Below are 17,631 nucleotides of genomic sequence, written 5' to 3'. Positions count from 1 at the left end.
CGCCCGGCGGCGTACGGGCCGCTCATGGTAGTTTCGGAGTACGGAAGCAGCCGTAGTATGCTGCTCCGGTTGCCCGATGCGAATCGGGTCTGTTCCCCCTGGCAACGCCGGTCGTTCACGATCCTGGCACGCCGGGGTTTCACCGTACGTGTATCTGAAGTCTTTGGAGTGACCCGTGGCTGCCAACTGCGACGTCTGCGGCAAGGGGCCGGGCTTCGGCAACAACATTTCGCACTCGCACCGCCGCACTCGCCGTCGTTGGAACCCCAACATCCAGACGGTGCGTGCTGTGGTCGGGCGGACGCCGAAGCGGCTCAACGTCTGCACCTCGTGCATCAAGGCCGGCAAGGTCTCGCGCTAAGCGGACGGTCTCCCCGCCCCGGGCGGGGATGAGCCGGTCTCGCGTGCGACGGATTCGTCGTGGCGCAGCCCTCCGGTCGTCGAAGCCGGTCCACCTCGGTGGGCCGGCTTTTACGCATGCCCGGGTGTCCGCGCCCGGTTCTTCGGGCGGCCGTCCGTCCCTGCCCGGCCGGTGCGGGCCCGCCGGCCGCCCCCTCGTCGCGCCCGGGTCCGGCTGAGGCCCCGCCCGGGGTCGGAGACCTTCGGTCCGGGGCAGGTCCTCGGCCCGGGCCCGGGCGGCCCCGGGGAACCGCCCGGCCCGCCGCCCCACCCGGTACGAACGGCGGCCTGTGCAGCCCCTTCCGTACGGTCCGCACGGCCGCGCCACCGCACCGGGGAGCGCGGCACACTGCACGGGCCGGGGCCCGGGCCTCAGCCGCGCAGCCGCCAGCCGTGATCGACCGGCCCGATGCCCGCGCCGAGCGCGAAGCCGGCCGCGATGGCTCCGGTGACGTACTCCTTGGCCGCACGTACCGCCTCCGGCACCGCCAGGCCCCGGGCCAGGTGGGCGGCGATGGCGCTGGCGAGGGTGCAGCCGGTGCCGTGGGTGTGCCGGTTGTCGTGGCGGGGGGCCCGCAGCCAGTGCTCCGTACCGCCGTCGGTGAGCAGGTCGACGGCCTCCCCGGCGCCGTGGCCCGGCCCGGCGTCCGCCCGGCCCGCGGCGTCCGCGGGCAGGTGGCCGCCCTTGATCAGCACCCAGCGCGGACCGTGGCCGAGGACCGCCTCGGCGGCCCGCCGCATGTCGTCCTCCCCGGTCACCCGCACGCCCGTCAGCTGGGCCACCTCGTCGAGGTTGGGGGTGGCGACGGTGGCGGTCGGCAGCAGGGCGGTGCGGACCACGCCGAGCGCCTCGGCGGCCAGCAGCGGATCGCCGTGCTTGGAGACGCCCACCGGGTCCACCACCACCGGCACGGTCAGCCCGGCGAGCAGCCCGGCGACGGTCTCCACCAGTTCGGCGGAGGCGAGCATCCCGGTCTTCACCGCCTGGACGCCGATGTCGTCCACGACGCTGCGGAACTGGGCACGCACCGCCTCCGCGGGCAGCTCCCAGGCCCCCTGCACACCCAGCGAGTTCTGCGCGGTCACCGCGGTGAGCACGCTCATCCCGTGGACGCCGAGCGCCAGCATCGTCTTCAGGTCGGCCTGGATGCCCGCACCGCCCCCGGAGTCGGATCCGGCGACGGTGAGGACACACGGCGGGTGCGGCGGGCGCCCGCCGGACGCACCGGACGGCAGGTCCGGGGACGCGCCGGACGGCCGGTCCCCCGGCACACCGGACGGCCGGCCCCCGGGCGCGCCGGAGGGCTGGTCGGCGGAGGGCGACGGCGGCAGGTCGCGCGGGTGCGGCGCCCCGGGCGCGGGTATGTGCGGCATGGCGCCGAATCTACTCGGCGCCCGTCCCCTCCCCGAAGTGGTCCCAGCCGCCGTGGGTCCACGGCGCCCCGTCGACCGTCACGTGGGGCAGCGCCGAGGGGTTGAGCACCTCGCCGATCACCTTCCAGCGGGCGGGCAGCTTCACGTCCGGCGGGAAGGTGGCCACGATGGCGTGGTCCTCCCCGCCGTTGAGCACCCACTGGAGCGGGTCCACGCCCACCGCCTGGGCGATGTCGGACATCTGCGAGGGGATGTCGATGTCGCCGGAGCGCAGGTCGATGCGGACCTTGCTCGCCTCCGCGATGTGGCCGAGGTCGGCGACCAGGCCGTCGCTGACGTCGGTCATCGCGGTGGCGCCGAGCCCGGCGGCGGCGGGACCCGCGTGGTACGGCGGCTCCGGGCGGCGGTGTGCCTCCACGAAGGCGCGGGGGGACCGGAACCCGCGGGCGAGCACCGCGTGTCCGGCCGCCGACCAGCCCAGCCAGCCGGTGACCGCCACCACGTCGCCCGGCTGGGCGCCGGAACGGGTGACCGGATCCTGGTTCCGCAGATCGCCCAGGGCGGTGATCGCCACGGTGATGGTGTCGCCGCGGACCACGTCGCCGCCGACCACCGCGGCGCCGGCCACCTGGCACTCGTCGCGCAGCCCGTCCATCAGCTCGTTGGGCCAGGTGGCGGGGAGGTCCGCGGGGACCACCAGGCCCAGCAGCAGCGCGGTGGGCACCGCCCCCATCGCCGCGATGTCGGCGAGGTTCTGGGCCGCGGCCTTGCGGCCCACGTCGTAGGCGGTGGACCAGTCGCGGCGGAAGTGCCGCCCCTCCAGCAGCACATCGGTGCTGGCCACGACCCTGCGGTCCGGCGCGGCGACCACCGCGGCGTCGTCACCGGGTCCCAGCCGTACCGCCCGGGTGGTGGTGAGCCGCGAGGTCAGTTCTCTGATGAGCCCGAACTCCCCCAGCTCGCCCACGGTGCCTCTCACTGCGCTTCTCCTCACGGTGTTGGTGTCCTCGGCTTCGCCGTCTCCGGGGCCCGGCCCGTTGCCGCGGAGCCGCTCCCGGCACCGTCCCCCGCCAAGAGTGTGCGGCATGCCGACCACCTCCTCGGCACATGGTCCCGCGCGCCGCGGTCCGGCCCGCCGCGCCGGGCGGGGGTCGCGGTCTCCCCGCACCGCTCGGCGACGCGGTACCGTGGCGTCCCTTCTCCCCACATGATCCTCGTCGCCGCCCTGGAGGTTCCGTGGTACAGGCGTACATCCTGATCCAGACCGAGGTCGGCAGGGCCTCGACCGTGGCCGAAATCATCGCCGGAATCCCGGGGGTGATCCAGGCCGAGGACGTCACCGGGCCGTACGACGTGATCGTGCGCGCCCAGGCCGACACCGTGGACGAGCTCGGCCGCATGGTGGTCGCCAAGGTCCAGCAGGTGGAAGGCATCACGCGCACGCTGACCTGTCCGGTCGTGCACCTCTGACCCGGTGCGGCCGGCCGGCGGGCACGACGCCCGGGCGGCCGGCCGCACCGGGCGGCGGTCCGTACCGGGCCCGGACGTGCGCCCGGTGTGCCTCCGGCGCCCGTCCCGCGCGGGTCCCGGGCCCGCCGCGGGGGCCGGGACCCGGCACCGCCGGGAGGCCACGCCACCACCGGAAGCGCACGGCACCGCCGGGTGGCGGGCCGCCTCCGCGGGGAGCGGACCGGCGCCGGCCCGCCGCGGCGCCCCGGGCGACCGCGCCACCGCCGGGTGACGCCACAACCAACCCCGCCCGGCCCGCCGGGGAGCGTGACCGGCCGCCACCGCCTCACCGCAGCCCCGCGCGCCCCGACCGGAACCGCAGCCCTCACGCCGGCCACCGCCGTCGTCGCCGGCCATGACCATCGCCAGCGGCCGAGGCCGTGGCGCGGCCGTGGCGCCGTCACCGCGGTGGCGGGCTCACCCCGTCCGTACGGGGCGGGGTGCCACTGGACGGCCTGCCGCCCGGCCCGCCCGCCTTCCCGGGGCCTGCGGGGGCCTCGCGGGCACGGTCGCCGCGAAGGCCCGTCCCCGGTGTCCGGCCGCCCGCCGGTCCGGCGCGCCCGCGGGCGTCAGCGCAGCCCGGTGCTGCGCCGCAGCGCGGCCTGGATCAGCCGGTCGACCAGCTCCGGGTAGCTCACGCCGCTCTCCTGCCACATGCGCGGGTACATCGAGATGGGCGTGAACCCCGGCAGGGTGTTGATCTCGTTGATCACGAACTCGCCGTCCTCGCCGAGGAAGAAGTCGGCGCGCACCAGCCCCTCGCAGGACACCGCGTCGAAGGCGCGTACGGCCAGCTCCTGGACCCGGGCGGTCTGCTCGGCGGTCAGCGGGGCGGGCACGATGCCGGCGGCCGAGTCGATGTACTTGGCCTCGAAGTCGTAGAAGTCGTGCGCGGTGACGGGCGGGATCTCGGCCGGCACGCTGGCGCGCGGGCCGTCCTCGAACTCCAGCACCCCGCACTCGATCTCCCGGCCGCGGAGCAGCGACTCCACGATGATCTTGGGATCGTGGCGGCGGGCCTCGGCGACCGCGTCGTCCAGCCCGTCGAGCGAGTCCACCTTGGAGATGCCCATGGAGGAGCCGGCGCGGGCGGGTTTGACGAAGACCGGCCAGCCGTGGTCGGCGGCGAAGTCGACGATCTTCTTCCGGGCCGCCGCCGGGTCCCGGTCCCACTCCCGGGCGCGGATCACCTCGTACGGGCCGACCGGCAGCCCGAAGGAGAGGAACACCCGCTTCATGTACTCCTTGTCCATGCCGACGGCGGACGCCAGCACGCCGGAGCCCACGTAGGGCACGCCGGAGAGCTCCAGCAGCCCCTGGAGGGTGCCGTCCTCGCCGTACGGGCCGTGCAGCACGGGGAAGACCACGTCCACGTCGCCGAGCACCTTGGGCACGTTGCCCGGCTCGCTGTAGAGCACCTCGCGGCTGGCGGGCTCCACCGGCAGCAGCACGCTGCCCTCGGCCGATTCGGCGAGGTCGGCGACGCTGGGCAGCCGGCGGTCGGTGATGGCCATCCGCTCCGGGGCGTCGTCGGTGAGCGCCCAGCGCCCGTCGGTGGTGATGCCGATGGGCAGGACGTCGTACTTCGTCCGGTCGATCGCGGCCAGCACGGCACCGGCGGTGACCACGGAGATGGCGTGCTCGGAGCTGCGCCCGCCGAAGACGACGGCGACGCGCGGCTTGCGCCCGGCGGACTCGCCCCCGGCCGGCTGGGGGACGCTGGGTGTGGTGGTGTCGCTGCTCATATCGGGTTGAGACTACCTTGCGGTCGGTCCGCCGGGTCAGTGCCGCTCGGGCTTGGCGCTGCGCGCCATCAGCTCCTTGAGGGCCACCAGCGGGGGCTTGCCGTCGTGGACGATGTCCACCACGGTCTCGGTGATCGGCATGTCGACGCCGTACCGCCGGGCCAGATCGAGCACCGACTCGCAGGACTTGACGCCCTCGGCGGTCTGCCGGGTGACCGCGATGGTCTCCTCCAGCGTCATGCCGCGGCCCAGGTTGGCGCCGAAGGTGTGGTTCCGGGACAGCGGCGAGGAGCAGGTGGCGACCAGGTCGCCCATGCCGGCCAGGCCCGCGAAGGTGTGCGCGTCGGCGCCCATCGCCAGTCCCAGCCGGGTGGTCTCCGCCAGCCCGCGGGTGATCAGGGACGCCTTGGCGTTGTCGCCCAGCCCCATGCCGCCGGCGATGCCCACCGCGAGCGCGATGACGTTCTTCACCGCGCCGCCCAGCTCGCAGCCGACCACGTCGGTGTTGGTGTAGGGGCGGAAGTAGGAGGTGTGGCAGGCGGACTGGAGGCGTACCGCCACGCTCTCGTCCCGGCAGGCGACGACCGCGGCGGCGGGTTGCCGGGCGGCGACTTCCTTGGCGAGGTTGGGGCCGGTGAGCACCGCGACCCGGTCCGGGGACGCCTGGGCGACCTCCTCGATGACCTCGCTCATCCGCTTGGCGGTGCCCAGCTCCACGCCCTTCATCAGGGAGACCAGCACGGTGTCGGCGGGCAGCAGCGGCGCCCAGGCGGCCAGGTTCTCGCGGAGCGTCTGGGAGGGGACGGTCAGGACGGTGAAGTCGGCGCCGTCCGCGGCCTCGGCGGGGTCGGTGGTGGCCCGGACCGCCGGCGGCAGCTCGACCCCGGGCAGGTAGTCGGGGTTGGTGCGGCCGGTGTTGATCTCCCGGGCGACCTCGGCGCGGCGGCCCCACAGGGTCACCTCGCACCCGGCGTCGGCCAGCACCATGGCGAAGGCGGTGCCCCAGGACCCGGTGCCGTAGACCGCGCAGCGCGTCACTTGCCCTCCTCCTCGGCCCCTCGGGGCCTCCTGTGGTCGTACGGCTCGGCGGGCGCGGGCTCGTTCCGCAGCTCGGCGAGGAGTTCGGTGATCGCGGCCATGATCACCTCGGTGGCGGCGCGCAGCACCTCGGCGGTGGGCTCCTGGCCGTAGAACGCGGAGAGGTCCACCGGGGGGCCGGCCACCACCCGCAGCGTCTTGCGCGGGAACAGGCGGACCCGCTTGCGCTTGGCGTACGGCGGCACCACCTCGTTGGCGCCCCACTGGGCGACCGGGATGACCGGGGCCTTGGTGAGCAGGGCGACCCGGGCGGCGCCGGTCTTGCCGCGCATGGGCCACATGTCGGGGTCGCGGGTGAGGGTGCCCTCGGGGTAGAAGGCCACGCACTCGCCCCGGTTGACGGCGTCCACGGCAGCCCGGAAGGCGTTCGCGGCGTCGGTGGACTCGCGGTAGACCGGGATCTGCTTCAGACCGCGCAGGAAGGTGCCGACCACCGGCGCCTTGAACAGTCCCGACTTGGCGAGGAAACGCGGCACCCGGCCGGTGTTGTACTGGAAGTGGGCATATGCCAGCGGGTCCAGATACGAGTTGTGATTGATCGCCGTGATAAATCCGCCCTCGGCGGGAATGTTCTCCATTCCTCGCCAGTCCCTCTTGAACAGAACCACCAGCGGTGGTTTTACCAAGACCGCAGCCGTGCGGTACCAGATGCCGATTCTGCGGCCGGACACTCGCCAACACCCTCTCTGAAAACCCTGCTGACCTGCTGCCTTGCTGGAGCCCCCGCAGCCGCACAAGTGTCGCCCAGGTGGCCGCCGTGTCGAGGACACGGTAACCGGAGCGCGTGCCGGACGGCTGCGTCGGCAGGCGAGAATGTGCCGGTGCGGAGAATTGGAGCGCCCGTGACCTGGACCGTGGTGGTTCCGCTCAAACCCCTGTCGCGGGCGAAGAGCAGGCTGGACGGCGGCGTGCCCGAGGGCTGGCGTCCCGACCTGGCGCTCGCCTTCGCCCAGGACACCGTGGCCGCCGCGCTGGCGTGTCACGCGGTGGCCGGCGTGGTGGTCGTCACGGACGACCCGCGCGCCGGGCGCGAGCTGTCCGCGCTGGGCGCCCGCGTCCTGCCGGACGTCCCCCGCCCGCCGGCGGACGGTCTGAACGCCGCCCTGGCGCACGGGGCCCGGGCGGTGCGGGCGGGGCGGCCGGACGCCGCGGTGGCGGCGCTGGGGGCCGATCTGCCCGCGCTGCGCCCGGCTGAGCTGGGCCGGGTGCTGGGCGCCGCCGCGGAGGCCGGCCGGGCCTTCCTGGCGGACGCGGCCGGCATCGGCACGACGCTGCTGGCGGCCGGTCCCGCCGCCGAACTGGCCCCCGCCTTCGGCGGTGCCTCGCGGGCCCGGCACCGCGCCTCGGGCGCCCGGGAGCTGGAGCTGCCCGGGGTGGAGTGCGTGCGGCAGGACGTGGACACCGTGCAGGACCTGCGGGCGGCGCTCCGGCTGGGCGTGGGCCCGCACACCTCGGCGCTGCTCGCCGCGCGCTGCCCGCTCCCCGCGGAGGTGCCCGGCCCGGTCCGCTGACCGCCGGCGGGGTGACGGGCGGGCGCCCGGCCCGGGGACGCGGTGGTGCGGTGGCTCGCGGGTCGCCGGGGTGCCCGGCCGCTGCGCTGGTGCGGTGCCTCACGGGATGCCGGTCGGCCGGGGCCGGGATCCGGCGGCGCGGTCCGGCGGGTGCCTGCCACGGGTGGCGTGCGCGGGGTTCTGCCGCCGGCCCCTCCGCGGAACGGCTGCCACGGGCGGCTTCCGGCGGACGGCTTCGGTGAACGGCTGCCACGGGCGCGGCGGCGGGTGGCTTCCCGGCGGCCGCGGTGCGCACTCCCCCGCCGGCCGCGCGGGCCGGCTCCGGCGGCGCTACGCTGCGCACCATGCAGGCAACCGCGTACACCTACGACCCCGAGACCCGCGGCGGCAGTGTGCTGCTGGACGACGGGACGCCGCTCCCCTTCGACGCGGCGGCGTTCGACGCGGGCGGTCTGCGGCTGCTCCGCGCCGGTCAGCGGGTGCGGATCGAGGTGGCCGGCGAGGGCGCCGACCGCCGGGTCACGTTCATCACCCTGCAGACCTTCTGAGACGGGGCCCGCCGGCCCGGCAACCGCCCCGGCACCCGGCCGCGGCCTCGCACGCGGCCGAGGCCGCCCGCCCGGCCCCGGACACGCCGCGGGCCGGGCTCCTCGGTTCGGAGCCCGGCCCCGCGCGGACACGGCCCGTCGCGGTCACTTCTTGCGGGCGGTGGTGGCCTTCTTGGCGGTGGCGGTCTTGCGCGCGGTGGTCTTCTTGGCGGGCGCCTTCTTGGCGGTGGCCTTCTTGGCCGGCGCGGTGGTCGTCTTCTTGGCGGTGGCGGTGGTCTTCTTCGCGGTGGTCTTCTTCGTCGCCGCGGTGGTGGTCGCCTTCTTCGCCGGCGCGGTCTTCTTCGCCGTGGTGGCGGGCGTGGTGGCCTTCTTCGCCGCCGTGGTCTTCTTCGCCGGCGTCGCCTTCTTCGCCGCGGTCGCGGGGGTGGTGGTCTTCTTCGCGGCGGCCTTCTTGGCGGTCGCCTTCTTCGCCGCGGCCTTCTTCGCCGCGGCCTGCAGGCTGCCCTTGGGCGCCTTCTTCACCGACACCTCGCCGCCCTTGGGCAGCTTCTTGGAACCGCTCACCAGGTCCTTGAAGCCCTGCCCGGCCCGGAAACGGGGCACCGAGGTCTTCTTGACCCGGACCCGCTCGCCGGTCTGCGGGTTGCGGGCGTAACGGGCCGGCCGGTCGACCTTCTCGAACGAGCCGAACCCGGTGACCGAAACTCGATCCCCGGCGACGACCGCACGGACGATCGCGTCCAGCACCGCATCGACAGCGTCGGCGGCGTTCTGACGCCCCCCGAGCTTCTCCTGAATCGCTTCCACGAGCTGCGCCTTGTTCACGTCTTCCCCTTCGGAGACATCGCCGGAACGAATGTGTTCAAGCTTTTTCGCACGTTAGGCAGATATATACCGCAAATCAAACACGAAACGGGCTAATCACCCTTGTGCCGCAACGAACTCGACCGTCACGGACTTCCGTCGCCGCTGCGATCTTCCGGGAACCGACCCGCGTCCAGGTCGTCCATCAACCGGTCCAGACGCCGAGCCGCGTCCGCCAGATCGTGCTTCGCCGCTGCCGTGATGACCAGCAGCTTCCGGGACAGCGCCATCCGTACGCCCTCCGGGACTTGCAGTGCGCGCACCCTTGCGTGCGCTTCCTTGAGACGGGCCGCGACGGCCGCGTAGAGCTGGAGTTGGCTGTCGCGTTCCATGCGGTGATTGTGCCATCTGCGGCGAGTTGTCGCCTCACAGGGCCTCAACACGCCGATGCGCCGCCGGTCCGACGACCGGCGACGCATCGTGTCAAACGGGCTCCACGCAGGGGGAACCGGGGGGGTCAGAGCCCAACGGTGGTGGGCTTGTAGGAGGGTCGCCGGGCCTCGTAGGCGGCGATCGCGGCCTCCTCCCGGAGAGTCAGACTGATGTCGTCCAGCCCTTCCAGCAGGCGCCATCGAGCGTTCTCGTCAAGGACAAAATCGGCCGTGATGTCGCCGGCGCGGACCTGCCGGTCGACGAGGTCCACGGTGACCTCGGTGGCGGGGTCCGCCTCGATCAGCTCCCAGAGCCGGTCCACCGTCTCCTGCGGCAGCACCACGGTCAGCAGACCGTTCTTGAGGGAGTTGCCGCGGAAGATGTCGGCGAAGCGGGCGGAGATGACGGCCTTGAAGCCGTAGTTCTGCAGCGCCCAGACGGCGTGCTCGCGCGAGGAGCCGGTGCCGAAGTCCGGTCCGGCGACCAGTACGGTGGCACCCCGGTACGCCTCCTGGTTCAGCACGAAGCCGGGGTCCTTGCGCCACGCCTCGAAGAGCCCGTCCTCGAAACCGTCGCGGGTGACCTTCTTGAGCCAGTGCGCGGGGATGATCTGGTCGGTGTCCACGTTGCTGCGGCGCAGCGGTACGGCCCGGCCGGTGTGCGTGGTGAAAGCTTCCATGGTGATCTTCAGACTCCGGCGGGCGCGGGGACGGGGGTGTGGTCGGGCAGGTCGGCGGGCGAGGCCAGGTGGCCCAGGACCGCGGTGGCGGCGGCTACCTGCGGGGAGACCAGGTGCGTGCGGCCGCCCTTGCCCTGCCGGCCCTCGAAGTTGCGGTTGGAGGTGGACGCCGAGCGCTCACCGGGCGCCAGCTGGTCGGGGTTCATGCCCAGGCACATCGAGCAGCCCGCGTGCCGCCACTCGGCGCCGGCCGCGGTGAACACCCGGTCCAGCCCCTCCTCCACGGCCTGCAGGGCGACCCGTACCGAGCCGGGCACCACCAGCATCCGCACCCCGTCGGCGACGGTACGGCCCCGGAGCACCCCGGCCGCGGCGCGCAGGTCCTCGATCCGGCCGTTGGTGCAGGAGCCGACGAACACCGTGTCCACGGTGATGTCGCGCAGCGGCTGACCCGCCGTCAGGCCCATGTACTCCAGGGCCTTCTCGGCCGCCAGCCGCTCGCTGGGGTCGGTGAAGGAGGCCGGGTCGGGCACCGAGGCCGACAGCGGCGCGCCCTGGCCCGGGTTGGTGCCCCAGGTGACGAACGGGGCGAGCGAGGCGGCGTCGATGACCACCTCGTGGTCGAAGACCGCGTCGTCGTCGGTGCGCAGGGTGCGCCAGTACGCCACGGCCGCGTCCCAGTCCGCGCCCCGGGGGGCGTGCGGACGGTCCTTGAGGTACGCGAAGGTGGTCTCGTCGGGGGCGATCATGCCGGCCCGGGCGCCCGCCTCGATGGACATGTTGCACACGGTCATCCGCGCCTCCATCGACAGTTTCTCGATGGCGGAGCCGCGGTACTCGATCACATAGCCCTGACCGCCGCCGGTGCCGATCCGGGCGATGATCGCCAGGATCAGGTCCTTGGCGGTGACGCCCTCCGGCAGCTCGCCCTCGACGGTGATCGCCATGGTTCTGAACGGCGCCAGCGGCAGCGTCTGGGTGGCCAGCACGTGCTCGACCTGGCTGGTGCCGATGCCGAACGCCAGCGCGCCGAAGGCGCCGTGCGTGGAGGTGTGGCTGTCGCCGCAGACCACGGTGGTGCCGGGCTGGGTCAGTCCCAGCTGCGGTCCCACCACGTGGACCACGCCCTGCTCCACGTCGCCGAGCGGGTGCAGCCGCACCCCGAACTCCGCGCAGTTCCGGCGCAGCGTCTCCAGCTGCGCCCGGGACACCGGGTCCGCGATCGGCTTGTCGATGTCGAGGGTGGGGGTGTTGTGGTCCTCGGTCGCGATGGTGAGATCGGTGCGCCGGACCCTCCGGCCGGCCTTGCGGAGGCCGTCGAAGGCCTGCGGACTGGTCACCTCGTGCAGCAGGTGCAGATCGATGAAGAGCAGGTCGGGCTCGCCCTCGGCGCGCCGGACGACGTGGTCGTCCCAGACCTTCTCCGCCAGTGTCCGTCCCATCGCTTTCCCTCCGGCCGGCAACGTCGCCGGCCCAACTCGTGCCGTTTGCGCGCCCTGGTCCGCGGGCCCGCACCTCCTACAGTGGCGGGTTCCTCGCGAGATTGAACTTGCGTTTCATACTGTGAGACGCAAGTATCGTTGCATGGACAACTCTAGTGGCGTCGGCGTTCTCGACAAGGCGGCTCTCGTTCTGAGCGCTCTGGAGTCCGGTCCGGCCACCCTGGCCGGGCTGGTCGGAGCGACCGGGCTGGCCCGCCCCACGGCCCACCGGCTGGCGGTGGCCCTCGAACACCACCGCATGGTGGCACGTGACATGCAGGGCCGGTTCATACTCGGCCCCCGGCTCGCCGAGCTGGCGGCGGCGGCCGGCGAGGACCGGCTGCTGGCCACCGCCGGGCCGGTCCTCACCCACCTGCGCGACGTGACCGGGGAGAGCGCCCAGCTCTACCGGCGCCAGGGCGACATGCGCATCTGCGTGGCCGCCGCGGAACGGCTGTCCGGACTGCGGGACACCGTCCCGGTGGGCTCCACGCTGCCGATGAAGGCGGGCTCGGCGGCCCAGGTGCTGATGGCCTGGGAGGAGCCGGAGCGGCTCCACCGCGGGCTGCAGGGCGCCCGCTTCACCGCCACCGCGCTCTCCGGCGTGCGCCGTCGCGGCTGGGCGCAGTCGATCGGCGAGCGGGAGCCCGGTGTGGCGTCGGTCTCGGCGCCGGTGCGCGGCCCCTCCAACCGCGTGGTGGCCGCCGTCTCGGTGTCCGGCCCCATCGAGCGGCTCACCCGGCACCCGGGCCGGATGCACGCCCAGGCGGTGATCGACGCGGCGTCCCGGCTCACCGAGGCGCTGCGCCGCAACGGCTGAGCGGGGTCAGACGGCCCGCAGCCGGTCGGCCGCGCGCTCCCCGCGCCGGCCGACCGGCACCACACCGCCCGCCCGGCCCAGGCCGTATCCGGGCATGTTGATGTACACCGACTCGTGGTGGCCGGCCGGGACCACGTAGGTTTCGTGCCAGAACCCGACCTTGCCCTTCCCCTCCCGCAGCCGGCGGTTGAACGCCGCCCACGCCGGCCGGTGCTCGCCCTCCGGGGCGGAGGCGTACGCCATGAGCTTGGCGGGTGACTCCCAGTACTGGACCACGCACGTCGTCCGCGGCGACCCGATCAGCGTCTGGAAGCCGAGCAGCCCGCTGTCCGGGTCCTGGGACAGCTCCTTCAGCATCCGCGGCATCGCCCGGAACACCGGCCACCAGCTGCGTACCGCGCGGAAGTTGTTGATCCGCATGCCGATCAGGAAGACGGTCACCTCTCCCTCCACGGCCGCCGTCAGCCGTCCCTCGTGCACCGTGTCACCCATGCCGCACACCCTTCGCCCATACCGGAGGAGCGCTCCGGAGCCGCCCGGAGCGCATTGGATAGCGTCACTATCCATGCTTGGATAGTGGCACTGTCCAAGGGAAGGCGCAAGAGGAATGCGACTGGCGGAGCTGAGCGAACGCAGCGGGGTACCCACCGCGACGATCAAGTACTACCTGCGGGAACGGCTGCTGCCCCCGGGCACCCGGGTCACCGCGACCCAGTCCGAGTACGGCGAGGACCACCTGCGGCGGCTGCGGCTGGTCCGGGCGCTGATCCAGGTGGGACGGATGCCGGTGGCCACCGCACGGGAGGTGCTGGCGGCCACGGACGACGAGACGCTGGACCAGAACACCCGCCTGGGCGCGGCGGTCTGGGCGCTGCCGCACGGCCCGGAGCCGGACGAGGACGACCCGGCCGTGGCGGCGGCCCGGCTGCAGGTGGACGGGCTGCTGGAGCGCCTGGGGTGGGAGCACGGCCTGGAGTCGGGCGCCGCCTCGCCGGCGTACGGGATGCTGGTCGCCGCCGTCGCCACGCTGGCCCGCCTCGGCTACCCGCACGACAGCGACCATCTCGCCTTCCAGGCCGGGCTCGCCGCGGAGCTGGCCCGGGCCGACCTGGACCTGGTGGAGGCGTACCCCACACCGGCGGAACGGATCGAGGCCGCGGTGGCCCTGACGGTGCTGTACGAGCCGGTGCTGCAGAGCCTGCGGCGGCTGGCCCAGGCGGAGGAGTCCACCCGGCGCTTCGGCGGGCGGTGACCCCTCGGCGACGGCCCCGGCGGTGGCCCCTGCGGCCGGTGACGGCTCCGGCGCGGCGGTACGGCTGCGGCGGCCGGCGGCGACTCTCCGGGGCGCAGGAAGCAGGGAAACGAAGGAGGCCCTCCACCGAAGTGGAGGGCCTCGTATCGTGCGTACCCCCGACCGGATTCGAACCGGCGCTACCGCCTTGAGAGGGCGGCGTGCTAGGCCGCTACACAACGGGGGCGAGGATCTGTCTCAGATCCAGCTGGGCTACCAGGACTCGAACCTAGACTAAATGAACCAGAATCACTCGTGCTGCCAATTACACCATAGCCCATGGTGGTATAGACCAGTACCCCCGACCGGATTCGAACCGGCGCTACCGCCTTGAGAGGGCGGCGTGCTAGGCCGCTACACAACGGGGGCCCTAGCGATCCACATCCGGCGCCAGCCGGATGGTGTCACCGCGCGGCCACCGGGAGCTACCCAGATGATCGTGCGGGATGGATCTGTACCCCCGACCGGATTCGAACCGGCGCTACTGCCTTGAGAGGGCAGCGTGCTAGGCCGCTACACAACGGGGGCTTGGTCCTGCTGAGGACAGAAGACTTGCGATGAAGACCTTCTGCTGGGGTACCAGGACTCGAACCTAGACTAAGTGAACCAGAATCACTCGTGCTGCCAATTACACCATACCCCACCAAAACGCAACCCCCTGGGGGGTTTTGTTCGGGTGCGCTTCCCGTTTCGGCCTTTCGGCCCGCCCGGGCGGCGCAGGAAGAACATTACCTGATGCCGGACGGCCCACCAAAACGGGTATCGCCGCGCGCCCCGGACCGGCCGCGCGGAGCCCCCGGCCCGGGCGCCGGGACGGTCCTCGACGGGCGCAAGGGCGCCCGCGGCCGCCGGGACGTCGCTCGGGGGCGGCCGGGAGCGCCCGCCCGGCCTCCGGGCGCCCCCACGGGGCAGGACGGGCCACCGCGGGGCCGGCGCGGGCCGCAGACGGCGGGGGCGCGGCCGGTGCGCGGCGTACGGCCGCGCCCGCGGGGACCGTCGGCGGGTTCGGGGTGGCGGCGGGCCGGGGCGGGCCCTGCCCCGGCCCGCCGCGGCCCGGGAACGCGCCGTGGGGCGGCAGCCGGGGTGCGGCTGCCGCCCCACGGGCGGTACGGCGGTGGGGTTACCCGGCGAGCTTCGCCAGGGCGGCGTCGACGCGGGCCAGGGTGCGCTCGCGGCCCAGCACCTCCAGGGACTCGAAGAGCGGCAGGCCGACGGTGCGGCCGGTGACCGCGACCCGGACCGGGGCCTGGGCCTTGCCGAGCTTGAGGCCGTGCTGCTCACCGGCGGCCAGCACCGCGGCCTTGAGCGCCTCGGCGTTCCAGTCGGCGGCGGCCAGCTTCTCCCGGGCGGTGGTCAGCAGCGCGTCCGAGCCCTCCTTCATCGCCTTGGCCCAGGACGCCTCGTCGGCCACCGGCTCCGGCAGGAAGAGGAAGTCCACGTTGGGGGTGATGTCGGAGAGCACGGTCAGCCGGGTCTGCGCGTGCGGGGCGATGGCCTCGAAGGCCGCCCGGTCGAAGTCCTCGGGCGCCCAGGTGGCGTGCGGGGCCCGCAGCCACGGCTCGCAGGCCGCGATGAAGTCCTTCACGTCCAGCCGGCGGATGTGGTCGGCGTTGATCGCCTCGGCCTTCTTCAGGTCGAAGCGCGCCGGGTTGGCGTTGACCTCCGCGATGTCGAAGGCCGCCACCATCTCCTCGACGGAGAAGACGTCCTGGTCGGCAGAGAACGACCAGCCGAGCAGCGACAGGTAGTTGAGCAGCCCCTCGGGGAGGAAGCCGCGCTCCCGGTAGAGGTTGAGCGAGGACTGCGGGTCCCGCTTGGAGAGCTTCTTGTTCCCCTCCCCCATCACGTACGGCAGGTGGCCGAAGAGCGGGGTGGAGCCGTTGCCGACGCCGATCTCGGCGAGCGCCCTGTACAGCGCGATCTGCCGGGGGGTGGAGGAGAGCAGGTCCTCGCCGCGGAGCACGTGGGTGATCTCCATCAGCGCGTCGTCCACCGGGTTGACCAGCGTGTACAGCGGGGCGCCGTTGGCCCGGACGATGCCGTAGTCCGGCACGTTCTCCGGGGCGAAGGTCAGCTCGCCGCGGACCAGGTCGGTGAAGGTGATCGGCTCGTCCGGCATCCGGAAGCGGATGATGGGCTCGCGGCCCTCGGCGCGGTAGGCGGCGGCCTGCTCCGCGGTCAGCTCGCGGCAGGTGCCGTCGTAGCCGGACGGCTTGCCGGCCGCGCGGGCGGCCTCGCGCCGGGCGTCCAGCTCCTCGGTGGTGCAGAAGCACTCGTAGGCGTGGCCGGCCTCGCGCAGCCGGCGCGCCACGTCCGCGTAGATGTCCATCCGCTGCGACTGGCGGTAGGGCTCGTGCGGGCCGCCGACCTCCGGGCCCTCGTCCCAGTCGAAGCCCAGCCAGCGCATCGCCTCCAGCAGCTGCCGGTAGGACTCCTCGGAGTCGCGGGCGGCGTCGGTGTCCTCGATCCGGAACACCAGGGTGCCGCCGTGGTGGCGGGCGAAGGCCCAGTTGAACAGGGCCGTGCGGACCAGACCCACGTGGGGGTTGCCGGTCGGCGAGGGGCAGAAACGTACGCGTACAGGGGCGGGGGTTGCGCTATCCACGCTTGATCACCTTGTTGGTGAGAGTGCCGATGCCTTCGATGGTGACGGCGACCTCGTCGCCGACGGCCAGGGGTCCGACGCCCGCCGGGGTGCCGGTGAGGACGACGTCGCCGGGGAGCAGCGTCATCGCCTCGGTGATGTGCACGATCAGGTCCTCGATGGAGCGCACCATCTCGCCGGTGCGCCCCAGCTGGCGTTGCTCGCCGTTGACGGTGCACATGATCCCCAGGTCACTGGGGTCGAGGTCGGTCTCCACCCAGGGGCCCAGCGGGCAGGAGGTGTCGAAGCCCTTGGCCCGCGCCCACTGCTTCTCACGCCGCTGCACGTCGCGTGCGGTGACGTCGTTGGCGCAGGTGTAGCCGAGGATCACGTCCTTGACCCGCTCCCGGGGGACCTCCCGGCACATCCGGCCGATCACCACGGCCAGCTCGGCCTCGTGGTGCACCTCCTCGGAGAAGGCGGGAAGGACGACGGGGTCGCCGGGGCCGATCACCGAGGTGGACGGCTTGAAGAAGGCGACGGGGATGTCGGGGACGTCGTGGCCCAGCTCGGCGGCGTGCTCGGCGTAGTTCCGCCCGATCCCGACGATCTTGTTGGGCAGGGTGGGCGGCAGCAGCCGCACCTGACTCAGCGGAATCCTGGTGCCCGAGCGCTCGAAGTCGCCGTAGGGGATGCCCTTGATGACGTCGAGAACGGGGCCTCCCTCGGTGGAGGCATCCCCTTCCACGATTCCGTAGGCGACGTTGCCGTCGAGGGAGAACCTGGCGATGCGCACGGGAGCCGCGCCCTTCGGTGATGCTGGCCGGAGACTGACGCTCCAGGCTATCGCCTCACCGCCGGGCCGCCCGCAGCGCCACCCGGGCGGCCGCCGGCGGCGGGGTGCGGCGTCAGGCCTGGGGGGCCTTCATCAGGGTGGTGCGCCGGGGGTTGGCGGTGCGGGCCGGCAGGGCGGCGGCCGGCTCGGCCTGCCGGGGCACGGCGTGCAGCCCGGAGGCGTCCTCCAGGTGCGCCAGGGTGGTGCGCCGGGGGTTGGCTATGGTGCGGACGGGCGTCGTCTTCACGTGGCTGGATCCCTGCTGGTGTGTCGGCCGGACGCTTGTCGTCCGGGCCGTCCGTGTAAAGCGCCAGGCTAGACGCGCCTATGCCCGCCATTCGGAGCGACAACTCCCGAGCGACATGTGAGTTTGCTCACGAATCTGCCTGCGAATGCGGCAAATGGGACAGGGAATACGGGCAACGTAAACGGACATTGCACCACCGAACCTGACGTTCCGCTCTCGATCATGACTAGCGGGACACCCGGAGCACCCAGTCGGTTCGCAGTGAAAAGTCCGT

The 17,631-nt window shown here is 73.3% G+C and carries 18 protein-coding genes, 5 tRNA genes and 1 pseudogene; 6 read left to right on the top strand and 18 right to left on the bottom strand.

Annotated features, from left to right (window positions below; genetic code table 11):
* Positions 1-175: 175 nt before the first annotated feature.
* Positions 176-286: pseudogene (gene rpmB, locus IHE55_RS33425) on the top strand (50S ribosomal protein L28); the annotation flags it as partial.
* A 485-nt stretch (positions 287-771) separates the two neighbouring features.
* Here the strand turns inward: rpmB and thiD are convergent.
* Both thiD and IHE55_RS21550 read right to left on the bottom strand, forming a co-directional pair.
* Positions 772-1,773, bottom strand: a complete 1,002-nt coding sequence (gene thiD / locus IHE55_RS21555; RefSeq protein ID WP_197990525.1) for a bifunctional hydroxymethylpyrimidine kinase/phosphomethylpyrimidine kinase — start codon at positions 1,771-1,773, stop codon at positions 772-774.
* Positions 1,774-1,783: 10 nt separating this feature from the next.
* The gene (locus tag IHE55_RS21550; protein WP_197990524.1) at positions 1,784-2,752 is read right to left on the bottom strand and encodes a thiamine-phosphate kinase; all 969 of its coding nucleotides are present in this window, start codon (positions 2,750-2,752) and stop codon (positions 1,784-1,786) included.
* Between the two features lie 257 nt (positions 2,753-3,009).
* Here IHE55_RS21550 and IHE55_RS21545 point away from each other — a divergent pair, with 257 nt between their 5' ends.
* Complete coding sequence (locus IHE55_RS21545; RefSeq protein WP_197990523.1) at positions 3,010-3,243, top strand: Lrp/AsnC family transcriptional regulator; 234 nt, start codon at positions 3,010-3,012, stop codon at positions 3,241-3,243.
* A gap of 608 nt (positions 3,244-3,851) precedes the next feature.
* On the opposite strand, the gene IHE55_RS21540 is transcribed toward IHE55_RS21545, so the two are convergent.
* From IHE55_RS21540 to IHE55_RS21530, 3 genes are read right to left on the bottom strand one after another with little or no spacing between them, the layout of a single operon-like run.
* Positions 3,852-5,027: a D-alanine--D-alanine ligase family protein gene (locus tag IHE55_RS21540; protein WP_197990522.1), complete on the bottom strand. Its 1,176-nt coding sequence runs from the start codon at positions 5,025-5,027 to the stop codon at positions 3,852-3,854.
* Between the two features lie 36 nt (positions 5,028-5,063).
* Positions 5,064-6,065, bottom strand: coding sequence for an NAD(P)H-dependent glycerol-3-phosphate dehydrogenase (locus tag IHE55_RS21535; protein ID WP_197990521.1), 1,002 nt, complete (start codon positions 6,063-6,065; stop codon positions 5,064-5,066).
* Positions 6,062-6,796, bottom strand: coding sequence for a lysophospholipid acyltransferase family protein (locus IHE55_RS21530; RefSeq protein WP_197990520.1), 735 nt, complete (start codon positions 6,794-6,796; stop codon positions 6,062-6,064). Before IHE55_RS21530 ends, IHE55_RS21535 begins: the two co-directional genes overlap by 4 nt.
* 171 nt (positions 6,797-6,967) lie before the next feature.
* Here IHE55_RS21530 and cofC point away from each other — a divergent pair, with 171 nt between their 5' ends.
* Positions 6,968-7,636: a 2-phospho-L-lactate guanylyltransferase gene (gene cofC / locus IHE55_RS21525; protein WP_197990519.1), complete on the top strand. Its 669-nt coding sequence runs from the start codon at positions 6,968-6,970 to the stop codon at positions 7,634-7,636.
* A 344-nt stretch (positions 7,637-7,980) separates the two neighbouring features.
* Positions 7,981-8,184, top strand: a complete 204-nt coding sequence (locus IHE55_RS21520; RefSeq protein ID WP_197990518.1) for a hypothetical protein — start codon at positions 7,981-7,983, stop codon at positions 8,182-8,184.
* Between the two features lie 144 nt (positions 8,185-8,328).
* Here the strand turns inward: IHE55_RS21520 and IHE55_RS21515 are convergent, their stop codons facing one another.
* The 4 genes from IHE55_RS21515 to leuC all read right to left on the bottom strand — a co-directional run bounded on the left by IHE55_RS21515 (position 8,329) and on the right by leuC (position 11,541).
* Positions 8,329-9,009 carry an HU family DNA-binding protein gene (locus tag IHE55_RS21515; protein ID WP_197990517.1) on the bottom strand — a complete coding sequence of 227 codons (681 nt, stop codon included), beginning with the start codon at positions 9,007-9,009 and terminating at the stop codon, positions 8,329-8,331.
* 125 nt (positions 9,010-9,134) lie between these two features.
* Positions 9,135-9,380, bottom strand: coding sequence for an SCO5555 family protein (locus IHE55_RS21510; protein WP_197990516.1), 246 nt, complete (start codon positions 9,378-9,380; stop codon positions 9,135-9,137).
* Positions 9,381-9,505: 125 nt separating this feature from the next.
* Positions 9,506-10,099 carry a 3-isopropylmalate dehydratase small subunit gene (gene leuD / locus IHE55_RS21505; RefSeq protein WP_197990515.1) on the bottom strand — a complete coding sequence of 198 codons (594 nt, stop codon included), beginning with the start codon at positions 10,097-10,099 and terminating at the stop codon, positions 9,506-9,508.
* An 8-nt stretch (positions 10,100-10,107) separates the two neighbouring features.
* Positions 10,108-11,541, bottom strand: a complete 1,434-nt coding sequence (leuC, locus tag IHE55_RS21500; protein ID WP_197990514.1) for a 3-isopropylmalate dehydratase large subunit — start codon at positions 11,539-11,541, stop codon at positions 10,108-10,110.
* A 142-nt stretch (positions 11,542-11,683) separates the two neighbouring features.
* On the opposite strand from leuC, the gene ndgR reads away from it, so the two are divergent.
* Positions 11,684-12,400: an IclR family transcriptional regulator NdgR gene (ndgR, locus tag IHE55_RS21495; RefSeq protein ID WP_197990513.1), complete on the top strand. Its 717-nt coding sequence runs from the start codon at positions 11,684-11,686 to the stop codon at positions 12,398-12,400.
* A gap of 6 nt (positions 12,401-12,406) precedes the next feature.
* Here the strand turns inward: ndgR and IHE55_RS21490 are convergent, their stop codons facing one another.
* On the bottom strand, positions 12,407-12,892 hold the full coding sequence (locus IHE55_RS21490) for a DUF4188 domain-containing protein (protein WP_197990512.1): 486 nt from the start codon (positions 12,890-12,892) through the stop codon (positions 12,407-12,409).
* 115 nt (positions 12,893-13,007) lie between these two features.
* Between IHE55_RS21490 and IHE55_RS21485 the strand changes: the two genes are divergently transcribed.
* Positions 13,008-13,652 carry a MerR family transcriptional regulator gene (locus IHE55_RS21485; protein WP_197990511.1) on the top strand — a complete coding sequence of 215 codons (645 nt, stop codon included), beginning with the start codon at positions 13,008-13,010 and terminating at the stop codon, positions 13,650-13,652.
* A gap of 153 nt (positions 13,653-13,805) precedes the next feature.
* Here the strand turns inward: IHE55_RS21485 and IHE55_RS21480 are convergent.
* The 8 genes from IHE55_RS21480 to IHE55_RS21445 all read right to left on the bottom strand — a co-directional run bounded on the left by IHE55_RS21480 (position 13,806) and on the right by IHE55_RS21445 (position 17,357).
* Positions 13,806-13,878, bottom strand: a tRNA-Glu gene (locus tag IHE55_RS21480).
* 21 nt (positions 13,879-13,899) lie between these two features.
* Positions 13,900-13,971: transfer RNA gene (locus IHE55_RS21475), tRNA-Gln, on the bottom strand.
* Positions 13,972-13,987: 16 nt separating this feature from the next.
* Positions 13,988-14,060 (bottom strand) — tRNA-Glu (locus IHE55_RS21470).
* A gap of 86 nt (positions 14,061-14,146) precedes the next feature.
* A tRNA-Glu gene (locus IHE55_RS21465) sits at positions 14,147-14,219 on the bottom strand.
* A 43-nt stretch (positions 14,220-14,262) separates the two neighbouring features.
* Positions 14,263-14,334 (bottom strand) — tRNA-Gln (locus IHE55_RS21460).
* 477 nt (positions 14,335-14,811) lie between these two features.
* Positions 14,812-16,296, bottom strand: coding sequence for a glutamate--tRNA ligase (gene gltX, locus IHE55_RS21455; RefSeq protein WP_197990510.1), 1,485 nt, complete (start codon positions 16,294-16,296; stop codon positions 14,812-14,814).
* Complete coding sequence (locus IHE55_RS21450; protein WP_197990509.1) at positions 16,289-17,071, bottom strand: fumarylacetoacetate hydrolase family protein; 783 nt, start codon at positions 17,069-17,071, stop codon at positions 16,289-16,291. The genes gltX and IHE55_RS21450 overlap by 8 nt, the downstream gene beginning before the upstream one ends.
* 112 nt (positions 17,072-17,183) lie before the next feature.
* Complete coding sequence (locus IHE55_RS21445; RefSeq protein ID WP_197990508.1) at positions 17,184-17,357, bottom strand: hypothetical protein; 174 nt, start codon at positions 17,355-17,357, stop codon at positions 17,184-17,186.
* Between the last annotated feature and the right edge of the window lie 274 nt (positions 17,358-17,631).

Source organism: Streptomyces pactum, assembly GCF_016031615.1.
Taxonomy (GTDB): Bacteria; Actinomycetota; Actinomycetes; order Streptomycetales; family Streptomycetaceae; genus Streptomyces; species Streptomyces pactus.
This window is presented reverse-complemented; position numbering and strand designations above follow the sequence as displayed.